The 9779-nt window shown below is 69.8% G+C and carries 11 protein-coding genes, 4 tRNA genes and 1 pseudogene; 8 read left to right on the top strand and 8 right to left on the bottom strand.

Annotated features, from left to right (window positions below; genetic code table 11):
- Window positions 1-583: dihydrofolate reductase family protein (locus G6028_RS10665; protein ID WP_182658825.1), on the bottom strand; the 583-nt coding region annotated here is incomplete at its 3' end.
- 50 nt (window positions 584-633) lie between these two features.
- Here G6028_RS10665 and zapE point away from each other — a divergent pair.
- The gene (zapE, locus tag G6028_RS10660; RefSeq protein ID WP_179525390.1) at window positions 634-1650 is read left to right on the top strand and encodes a cell division protein ZapE; all 1017 of its coding nucleotides are present in this window, start codon (window positions 634-636) and stop codon (window positions 1648-1650) included.
- Window positions 1651-1654: 4 nt separating this feature from the next.
- Here the strand turns inward: zapE and G6028_RS10655 are convergent, their stop codons facing one another.
- The 5 genes from G6028_RS10655 to G6028_RS10635 all read right to left on the bottom strand — a co-directional run bounded on the left by G6028_RS10655 (window position 1655) and on the right by G6028_RS10635 (window position 2889).
- A complete protein-coding gene (locus G6028_RS10655) occupies window positions 1655-2224 on the bottom strand; it encodes a GNAT family N-acetyltransferase (protein WP_338404200.1) in 570 nt (189 codons plus the stop codon).
- Between the two features lie 26 nt (window positions 2225-2250).
- On the bottom strand, window positions 2251-2481 hold the full coding sequence (locus tag G6028_RS10650; RefSeq protein WP_179525389.1) for a hypothetical protein: 231 nt from the start codon (window positions 2479-2481) through the stop codon (window positions 2251-2253).
- Window positions 2482-2591: 110 nt separating this feature from the next.
- A tRNA-Val gene (locus G6028_RS10645) sits at window positions 2592-2666 on the bottom strand.
- Window positions 2667-2694: 28 nt separating this feature from the next.
- Window positions 2695-2768, bottom strand: a tRNA-Cys gene (locus G6028_RS10640).
- A 48-nt stretch (window positions 2769-2816) separates the two neighbouring features.
- A tRNA-Gly gene (locus G6028_RS10635) sits at window positions 2817-2889 on the bottom strand.
- A gap of 279 nt (window positions 2890-3168) precedes the next feature.
- On the opposite strand from G6028_RS10635, the gene G6028_RS10630 reads away from it, so the two are divergent.
- Window positions 3169-3240 (top strand) — tRNA-Val (locus tag G6028_RS10630).
- 77 nt (window positions 3241-3317) lie between these two features.
- On the opposite strand, the gene G6028_RS17920 is transcribed toward G6028_RS10630, so the two are convergent.
- A complete protein-coding gene (locus G6028_RS17920; protein WP_338404199.1) occupies window positions 3318-3422 on the bottom strand; it encodes a hypothetical protein in 105 nt (34 codons plus the stop codon).
- Entirely contained in the window at window positions 3386-3979 is a 594-nt protein-coding gene (locus tag G6028_RS10625) for a DsbA family oxidoreductase (protein ID WP_277817598.1), read from the bottom strand. Before G6028_RS10625 ends, G6028_RS17920 begins: the two co-directional genes overlap by 37 nt.
- 158 nt (window positions 3980-4137) lie before the next feature.
- Here G6028_RS10625 and thrS point away from each other — a divergent pair, with 158 nt between their 5' ends.
- The 6 genes and pseudogenes from thrS to G6028_RS10595 form a co-directional block, all read left to right on the top strand.
- Window positions 4138-6225, top strand: a complete 2088-nt coding sequence (gene thrS / locus G6028_RS10620) for a threonine--tRNA ligase (protein WP_182639283.1) — start codon at window positions 4138-4140, stop codon at window positions 6223-6225.
- Window positions 6222-6800 (top strand): ATP adenylyltransferase, encoded by a 579-nt coding sequence (locus G6028_RS10615; RefSeq protein WP_182610602.1) that lies wholly within the window; start codon window positions 6222-6224, stop codon window positions 6798-6800. Before thrS ends, G6028_RS10615 begins: the two co-directional genes overlap by 4 nt.
- A gap of 14 nt (window positions 6801-6814) precedes the next feature.
- The gene (pgsA, locus tag G6028_RS10610) at window positions 6815-7459 is read left to right on the top strand and encodes a phosphatidylinositol phosphate synthase (RefSeq protein ID WP_182658824.1); all 645 of its coding nucleotides are present in this window, start codon (window positions 6815-6817) and stop codon (window positions 7457-7459) included.
- Complete coding sequence (locus G6028_RS10605) at window positions 7456-8364, top strand: phosphatidylinositol mannoside acyltransferase (RefSeq protein WP_179525385.1); 909 nt, start codon at window positions 7456-7458, stop codon at window positions 8362-8364. The genes pgsA and G6028_RS10605 overlap by 4 nt, the downstream gene beginning before the upstream one ends.
- A gap of 7 nt (window positions 8365-8371) precedes the next feature.
- A complete protein-coding gene (locus tag G6028_RS10600; RefSeq protein WP_182610600.1) occupies window positions 8372-9487 on the top strand; it encodes a glycosyltransferase family 4 protein in 1116 nt (371 codons plus the stop codon).
- Window positions 9477-9779, top strand: a pseudogene (locus G6028_RS10595) (NUDIX hydrolase); the annotation flags it as partial. The gene G6028_RS10600 and the pseudogene G6028_RS10595, both read left to right, overlap by 11 nt.

Raw genomic sequence — 9779 nt, 5'->3', positions numbered from 1 at the left:
CGTCCACCGCCCCCTCCGAGAGCAGCGTCCCGAGGAGGCGAGGGCCGCCCTCGAAATCCACCTCGCGGGCGTGGAGGCGGGACGCCAGCGCGCGCACCGCGGCGCCGGTCGGCCCCGGGTCGAGCACGTGCACTCTCACGCCCCGCGCCCGCGCGGCCTCGATGCGCTGACGACCCACCTCGTGTGCCGCGGCGATCCGGACCCGGTCGTCGGTGCCGGCGCAGAGGTCGATCAGCCGATCGGGTAGCGACCTGGTGAGGACGAGGACGGTGGGCGCGGGTCCGGTGCGCCGGTCCGTCCAGACCGGGCTCACCACGGCGGGACCGTAGCGTTCGGCCAACGCCGTCCCGGACCCCACCAGGACGAGGTCGGCGCGGGCCCGCATGGCGTCGTAGACCAGGCGGTCGGTGGGCGTTCCCAGGCCCCCGCTCCGGCCGTCGACGGTGGTGGTCCCGTCGATGGAGGAGATCATGACGGCACGGATCATCGGGGCGCCCGTGGGCTGGTCCGGCTGGAGGGCGGTCCAGATCGCGTCGAGCGAAGCCGGGTCGTCGTCGAGGGCGGGGGGTCGGGTCGACAGCACCTGGGGCTCCTTCCGTTCTGACGCCTGTCGCCCCACGATAGGCTCATCGCATGGTCTCTCGCCTCGTTGACGTCACCCCGGTGGTCCCCGCCGACCAACTCGTGGCACAGATGGTCCCGCCGTCGATGTTCGATGACGTGAGTTTCGAGTCCTACATCCCGGACCCCGCCGAGCCCTCCCAGGCCGCCGCGGTCAAGGCGTGTCGGGAGTTCGCCGAGGGCGTCGTGACCCGTCGTTCCCCCAAGAAGGGACTGTTCGGGCGTCGACCCAAGTCGGTGGAGGGGGCGGGGATCTATCTCGACGGCGGGTTCGGTGTGGGCAAGACCCACCTGTTGACCTCGATCTACCACACCTGTCCCGAGCCCAAGGCGTTCGGCACGTTCGTCGAACTGACCCACGTGGTGGGTGCCCTCGGGTTCAACCGTGCGGTCGAGGAGCTGTCCGGTCACTCGGTGCTGTGCATCGACGAGTTCGAGCTGGACGACCCGGGTGACACCATGCTGGTGTCCCGGCTGCTCGCGGAGCTCACCACGGCGGGCGTCAGCGTGGCCGCCACCTCCAACACCCTTCCCGAGCAGCTCGGCGAGGGGCGGTTCGCGGCCAAGGACTTCATGCGCGAGATCCGCAAGATGTCGGGGATCTTCGAGTCGATCCGAGTCGACGGCCCCGACTACCGTCACCGCAATCTTCCTCCGGCGCCGGACCCCATGTCCGAGGCGGAGCTCGAGGCGGACGCCGGCGCGGACCCCGGGGCGACGCTGGACGACTTCGACGCGCTGTGCGGGCACCTGGCCACCCTCCACCCGTCCAAGTACAACCGCCTCGTCGACGGGGTGACCAGGGTGTGCCTGCGCGACGTCGCTCCGTTGCCGGACCAGGCCATCGCCCTGCGTCTGGTCGTCCTGGCGGACCGCCTGTACGACGCCGGGATCCCCGTCCGTAACTCGGGGGAGAAGCTCGACGCGATCTTCACCGAGGAGATGATCGCCGGCGGCTACCGGAAGAAGTACCTGCGGGCCACGTCCCGGCTCCTCGCGCTGTCGCGTTTCGAGACGGTCGGCGGCTGAACGCTCAGTCCTGACCCGGGGCCCTCCCACCGAGCTCCCTCTCGTAGACGACGTCGGTGTTGGACACGCCGCCCACGTCGAACGTGCGCGTTCCCCGTTCGGCGAACCCCTGCCTGGCGTAGAACCGGCGTGCCCTGGTGTTGGCCACGTTGGTGGCGAGCCACAGACTTCGCGCGCCCCTCCCGGCACACCTCCGGACGACGTCGTCGAGAACCAGGGCCGCGATGCCCGAACCGTGGTGGCCGGGGTCGACGTACAGCTTGCTGATCCCGACGGTGGGTCGGTGGAGGATCTGATCGGCGCAGGCCGGGTCCATCTCGATCCCGTCCACGAGGAGGGCGTATGCGGCGAGTCGCCCACCCGGCGTCCTGGCCGCGAGGAGTTCGTGCCCGGGGGTGACCAGATGGACACTCAGCGCGCCGGTGGAGAGATGCCGGGCGATGAAGGCGTCGATCGAGTCCCGGGGGAGATCCGGGGGACACGCCAGCGGGAACGTCCGGGCTGCCAGCGCGGCAATCGGGCCGAGATCTGCCGCGACTGCGGGTTCGACGGTGGGTTCGACGCTGGCGATCACCCCGTGAGACTAGCGGGGCGCGGGGATCAGGAATGCAGGTGCAGGTTCTCGGTCCCACCCACCCCTGACATCACCAGCCGTTCCGAGTCGTCTCCGCCTCCGAGGACCATAGTGACCTCGTAGGTGTCCGTGGCCGTGCGGCGCAGGTCGACGAGGATGCCCGTGGTGTGCCGGAGGTCGACGACCCGCCCCCGGACGTCCTCCAGGGAAATCGAGTCGACCGTCGCCGTGTGGGGCAGTCTGTGCGCAGTGGACATACCCCGATGATGAGTGATCCTCATCACGCGGCGAGCACGGGCACGTACCGAACAGGGAGCGATCCCGCCGAAATGCACGACGCCCCGGCGGTCAGCCGGGGCGTGTGTCGTGGTGCGCGATACTGGGATTGAACCAGTGACCTCTTCCGTGTCAGGGAAGCGCTCTCCCGCTGAGCTAATCGCGCGGGATTCACCGACCGGATCTCTCCGGCGTGGAGGTGGAGACGGGAATCGAACCCGTGTTGACGGCTTTGCAGGCCGCTGCCTCACCACTCGGCCACTCCACCGAAAAGGTATCGAGCCCGGTGAGGACTCCTGGCTCCTCGATCCCTCCGAGCGGATGACGGGATTCGAACCCGCGACCCTCACCTTGGCAAGGTGATGCGCTACCAGCTGCGCCACATCCGCACTGCTCCCCGGCTCGCTGTTGCTCACCGCGTTGCGAGAATGAACATTAGCCGACGCCGAACTTGGAACACAAATCGGGGGCCGGAAACCGGGTTCCACCTGCACGGACGCCCTGATCCGGGGTTCTGCGGCCCAGCGCGCACCGGCCCTCCGGACGCGTGTCGGCACGGTACCGGCACGGCACCGACACGGCTCCGGCGCCTCGCCGACCCCGAATTGGGGCCGCGGGTCCGGCTTGCTACAGTGTTCCGGTGCCGATCGAGAGATCGGGCCACGCGCGGTCCTATAGCTCAGCGGAAGAGCGCTCCGTTCACACCGGAGAGGTCACTGGTTCGAACCCAGTTAGGACCACACCGCACACGCAGCCTCCGCCCCGGTGACCGGGAGACGGGGGCTGCGTTCGTATCCGGGCCAGCCGGTGCGCCGAGTCAGTCCTGCCGTCCGGCGACAGCCTGCTCCAGGGCCTGGCCGAACACCTCGACGGGCTGTGCACCGCTCACGGCGAGCCTGCCGTCGAAGACGAAGAACGGCACTCCCTGCACCCCGATCCCACGGGCGGCCTCCACGTCTTCACGGACGCGCTCGCCGAACCCGTCCCGGACAGCATCTGGTCGACCGCGTCGGCGGGCAGCCCGGCCTCGACACCGATGCGCCTGAGGACCGCCGGATCCGAGAGGCGCTCGCCGTCGGTGAAGTGGGCGCGGCGCAACGCCTCGTCGATCTCGTCCGCCTTCTCGTGGTCTGCGGCCAGTGCCGCCAGCTGGTGGGCGTCGAAGGTCGAGGAGATCGTGGCGGACCGCCAGTCGAACTCCAATCCGAGTTCCCGGAACCGTCCCGCCATCTGTTCCTGCGTGGCCTCCGCCTCCGCCTGCGGCATGCCGTACTTGCGCGAGAGCATCTGTGCGCTGGACTCGTCGTCGCCGCTCCCGCCGTGCCGCGGCGCTGCGGGGTCGAGTTCGAAGGCCCGCCAGACCACCTCGACGTCCGTGTCGGGGTGGTCTGCCCGGAAGACCTCCAGTGCGGACTCCAGATGGCGTTTGCCGATCCAGCAGAAGGGGCAGACGACGTCGGACCAGATGTCTATGCGCATGGCGGGTACAACGGCCCGAGGCGGTCCGGGATTCCGCGAGGCGCCGGGTAGCATGAACCGGCCCAGGTCCGTCACCGGAGCTGGTGCGCCGTCACGGGTGACCCACGGTCACCCGTCATCCACTGCCGAGGAGATCGCCCCCCGTGTCCGAGAACCGCATGCCGGAAGCCGACGTCGACGCAACGGGTGCGGGCACCGTGACCACCACCGTCATTCCGGCGGGAGAGCCAGCGGGCAAGATCCTCGCCGAGCGGGAGTTGCAGTCGAAGAGCGGCCCCGAGACCGTCGTGGTGGTGCGCGACCCCGGTGGCGCGCTGCGCGACCTGTCGTGGGCGCCAGAGGCGGACACCGAGGTCGAACTCGTCCGCGCGGACACCGAGGACGGCAGGTCCGTCATCAGGCACTCCTGTGCACATGTGTTGGCGCAGGCCGTCCAGGACAAGTTCCCCGAGGCCAAGCTGGGGATCGGCCCGCCGATCGAGAACGGCTTCTACTACGACTTCGACGTGGCCGAGCCGTTCACTCCCGAGGACCTCAAGGACCTCGAGAAGCGGATGAAGAAGATCATCAAGTCGGGCCAGCGTTTCGCCCGGCGCGAGTACGCCTCTCTGGACGAGGCACGCGCCGAGCTCGCCGGCGAGCCGTACAAGCTCGAGCTGGTCGAGGACAAGGGCCGGGCGGACTCCGGCGACGCCGGGGGCGCCGAGGCCCTCGAGGACGCGGAGATCATGGAGGTCGGGGCCGGCGCACTGACCGCGTACGACAATCTCAACCCGCGCACGGGCGAGGTGGTCTGGTCGGATCTGTGCCGGGGCCCCCACACACCCACCACCAAGTTCATCCCCGCGTTCACCCTCACCCGCTCCTCCGCTGCGTACTGGCGCGGGGATCAGAAGAACGCCGGTCTTCAGCGCGTCTATGGCACGGCGTGGGAGAGCACGGAGGCGATGGACGCCTACCTCGATCGCCTCGCCGAGGCGGAGAAACGGGACCACCGCCGGTTGGGCACGGAGCTCGACCTGTTCAGTTTCCCGGACGAGATCGGCTCCGGCTTTCCGGTCTTCCACCCCCGTGGCGGGATCATCCGCAACGAGATGGAACAGCACTCCCTCAAGCGACACCTGTCCGCCGGGTACTCGCTGGTCAACACCCCGCACGTGACCAAGGGCGATCTCTTCCGGAAGTCCCAGCACCTGAGCTGGTACTCGGAGGGGATGTTCCCTCCCATGGTTCTAGACGCGGAGTACGACGCCGACGGCAGGGAGACCAAGCCGGGGCAGGACTACTACGTCAAGCCCATGAACTGCCCCATGCACAACCTGGTCTTCGACTCCCGCGGCCGCTCCTACCGCGAACTGCCGCTGCGGATGTTCGAGTTCGGCACGGTCTACCGGTACGAGAAGTCGGGCGTGATCCACGGGCTCACCCGCGCGCGCGGTTTCACCCAGGACGATGCCCACATCTACTGCACCGAGGACCAGATGGAGGGCGAGATCGCCTCCGTGCTGTCCTTCATCATCTCGCTGCTGCGCGACTACGGCCTCGAGGACTTCTACCTCGAGCTGTCGACCAAGGACCCCGAGAAGTACGTCGGCGGTGACGAGATCTGGGAGCGCGCCACCGAGACGCTCGAACGGGTCGCCACCAACTCGGGTCTCGAGCTGGTCCCGGACCCGGGCGGGGCGGCCTTCTACGGACCCAAGATCTCGGTCCAGGCGCGCGATGCGATCGGCCGGACCTGGCAGATGTCCACGGTGCAGCTCGACTTCAACCTCCCCGAGTTGTTCGACCTCACCTACAACGCCGCGGACGGCACCAAGAAGCGCCCGGTGATGATCCACCGCGCGCTCTTCGGGTCCATCGAACGGTTCTTCGCCGTCCTGCTCGAGCACTACGCGGGGATGTTCCCGGCGTGGCTCGCGCCCGTGCAGGTGGTGGGGATCCCGGTGGCCGAGGCCCACGAGAAGCACCTCGAGGACGTGATCGACGAACTCCGCGGCCGCGGGATCCGCGCCGAACTCGATCTCGCGGACGAGCGCATGCAGAAGAAGATCCGCAACCACACGACCGGCAAGGTCCCGTTCATGCTGCTGGCCGGCGACCGGGACGTCGAGGCGGGCGCGGTGAGCTTCCGGTTCCCCGACGGCACCCAGCTCAACGGGGTCTCCCGGAACGCCGCGATGGACAAGATCGTCTACTGGATCAACTCGCGGCGCAACGACGTGCCCACGGCGGAGCGGGTGTGACGCCCCGGGAACCGACCCCGACGGACGGGTACCGCCAGTACGGGGTGGGGGAGGATCGCCTGCAGCTGCTGTGGACCCCGTACCGGATGTCGTACATCGCCGAGTCGACGCCCGAGCCCGCCGAGGGTATGACCGGGGAGCCCTTCCTCGACATCCCCCGGATGAGCGACGAGGACGGCCTGATGGTCGCCCGTGGCGCCCATGTCTACGTGGTACTCAACCTGTACCCGTACAACCCCGGGCACGCCATGGTGGTGCCGTACCGCAAGGTGGCCGACCTGGAGGATCTCGACGACGACGAGGCGCGTGAGCTGATGTCGTACACCCAGCAGTTGATCCGGGTCGTCAAGGCCGTGTCCCGACCGGATTCGTTCAACGTGGGGCTCAACCTGGGCAGCGCCGCGGGGGGTTCGCTGTCGGATCATCTGCACCAACACGTCGTGCCGCGCTGGATCGGCGACGCCAACTTCATTACGGTGACCGGCGGAACCAAGGTGCTGCCCCAGTTGCTCCGTCAGACCCGACAACTGCTGGCCGAGGCGTGGTCGACCGTGCCCGGGCCCGACCACACCTGATTGCGGGGGAACAGATGCTGAGCGAGTTCGGAAGGTCGGGTGTCACCAAGGTGGCACACCCCTTCGCGACGTTCCTGGTCCGGATCGGGGTCACCGCGAACGGCATCACCCTGGCCGGGCTGGTGCTGACCTGTGCGGCGGCGGTCGCGCTCTTCGGCAACGGCCACCTGGTGGCAGGGGCGATCGTGATCGCCCTGTGCACCCTGCTCGACCTGGTCGACGGGGCGGTCGCCCGGGCGGGTCACGGCGGGTCCCCCTACGGCGCGCTGGTCGACGCGGTGTCGGACCGGGTGGCCGACGGTGTGATCCTCGCGTCCCTGCTGTGGTGGCTGGTGGACGCCGAACCGGACAACAGGTACGCGCTCGGCATGCTGCTGGCGTGCCTCGTGCTCTCCCAGGTCGTGTCCTACTCCAAGGCCCGCGCGGACGCCGGGGGTCTGCGCACGCCCGGCGGTCTGATGGAACGCGCCGACCGCCTCGTCCTGATCCTGCTCGGTGCCGGCCTGGAGGGTCTCGGCGTCCCCTGGGCCCTCGAGATCGCGATCACGGTGGTCGCGGTGGGCAGTCTCATCACGGTCCTCCAGAGGGTGTGGGGCGGACGGGCCGACCACCTCGGGCGGCTCGACCGTCTCGGGTCACCGACGGCGGGCGACCGATGACCCGGCTGGGCCAGCGGGCCTCGGACCTCGGGTACGCCGCGGGGTGGGCTCTGGTGCGCGCGCTCCCCGAACCGGTGGCACGGGCCCTGTTCCGGACCGGAGCCGACGTCGCCGCCCGACGTCAAGGGGAGGACTCCCAGCTCCGCAAGAACCTGTCCCGGGTCCTCGGGGTCGCCCCCGCGGAGGTCCCCGACGACCTCGTCCGAGACTCCTTCCGTTCCTACGCGCGCTATTGGCGGGAGGCGTTCCGTCTGCCCTCGATGGACCGCGAGGCCGTGGCCAGGGAGATGGACCGGACCATCGAGGGCGTCGACCACCTCGACGCGGCCCTGGCCCGGGGACGCGGGGTGATCGTGGCCCTCCCGCACTCGGCCAACTGGGATCTCGGCGGGACATGGCTGGCGCGGCGGTACGGCACCTTCGCCACGGTCGCCGAGAGGTTGCAGCCGGAATCCCTCTATCAGCGCTTCCTCGAGTACCGGGAGAGCCTGGGATTCACCATCTATCCGCACACCGGTGGCGCCACGCCGCCGCTCGAGGCACTCCGCGAGTTCCTCCGCGGGGGCGGCATCGTGTGCCTGCCCGGCGAACGGGACCTGCGTCGGACCGGCGTCCCGGTGACCTTCTTCGGTGAGACCACCCGGATGCCCGCAGGGGCTGCCAGGCTCGCCGTGGAGACCGGCGCGCCGTTCCTCGTGGCGCAGTTCTGGTATTCCGACGAGGAGACGATGCGGGTGCGGATCACCCCGCCCATCGACGTCTCCGGCGGAGTGGAGGCGGCCGTGCAGGCGATGGCCGACCTCTTCGCCGAGGGGATCGCCCGTCACCCGGCGGACTGGCACATGCTCCAACCCCTGTGGCTGGCCGACCTGTCCGCCGACCGTCGCGCGCGGATCGAGGGCTGATCGACTCGTGCGCATCGGCATGATCTGCCCCTACTCCTTCGATGCGCCGGGCGGCGTCCAGGCCCATGTGGTGGATCTGACCGAGGAGTTGCGTCGGCGCGGCCACTCGGTCCGGGTGCTCGCCCCCGGCCGCCCCGAGAACGCACCGGTCTCCGGGATGACGCTGACCGGCCCGGGGGTCCCGATCCCGTACAACGGGTCCGTGGCCCGGTTGAGCTTCGGACCCGCGGCCTGGCGGACCACCCGTCACTGGTTGCGCAGCGATCCGCTGGACGTGTTGCACATCCACGAACCCAACGCGCCGGGAGTCGGGATGTTCGCCCTGGCCATGTCCTCGGGACCCATCACGGCCACCTTCCACACATCCACCTCCGGCTCGATGATCCTCGGTGCCGCGGACGGCGCCCTCGCACCGCTCCTGGAGAAGATCCGCGGTCGGATCGCGGTGTCGACCCTCGCCCGGCGATGGCAGATGGAGGCCCTCGGGTCCGGCGCGGTGGAGATCCCCAACGGCGTGGACGTCGGCGCGTTCCGCGGGGTCGACGCGACGGCCGAGCGATCCGGTTCACCCACCGTGGCCTTCCTCGGGCGTTACGACGAACCGCGCAAGGGTATGGACGTTCTGGTCTCCGCACTCCCGGCCGTGCTGGAGGCCGTGCCCGACCTCCGGTTACGGATCATGGGGGACGGCGACGAGCGGGCACTGCGGGACCGGTTGCCGTCGGGCCTCGACGTGGACTTCCTCGGTCGGGTCGACGACACCCGCAAGGCCGCGGTGCTCGCGGCCGCGGACGTCTACTGCGCACCCAACACGGGTGGGGAGAGTTTCGGCATCGTCCTGGTGGAGGCGATGGCGGCCGGGACGGCCGTGGTGGCCTCCGATCTCGACGCGTTCCGCCGGGTCCTGGGAGACGGGGACTGTGGTGAACTCGCACCGGTGGGGGACCCCGGTGGCCTGGCCGCCGCCCTCGTCCGCGTGCTCGGCGACGACGGACACAGAGCCGATCTCTGCGCGCGCGCCTCCGAGGCGGTCCGGGAGTTCGACTGGCCGGTCGTGGCGGAGCGGGTGATCCGCGTGTACGAGACCGTCCGTGGACCGGGGGAGACCATTCGTGTCCGCTGAAGTGATCCTCGTCGTCGTCGCACTGGTCATCCTGGCGGTGACCGCCCTGCTCGCCGCCTACCTCACCGCACATCGTCTCGACAGGCTCCACATCCGGACGGATCTCGCCCGAGCCGCACTGATCGGCGCCCTGGAACGCCGCCACACGGTGACAGCCGCGATCGTCGCGGAGCTGGGCGGACGGGACCCTGCATCGGCGCAGCGGTTGTCGCACGCCCTGGCGCTGGCCCGCGCCCATCCGACCGACTCGGTCACCGGGACCGACCCCCGGCCCGACCCGGACCCGGCCCGG

The organism is Dietzia cercidiphylli (assembly GCF_014145145.1).
GTDB lineage: Bacteria > Actinomycetota > Actinomycetes > Mycobacteriales > Mycobacteriaceae > Dietzia > Dietzia natronolimnaea.
This window is presented reverse-complemented; position numbering and strand designations above follow the sequence as displayed.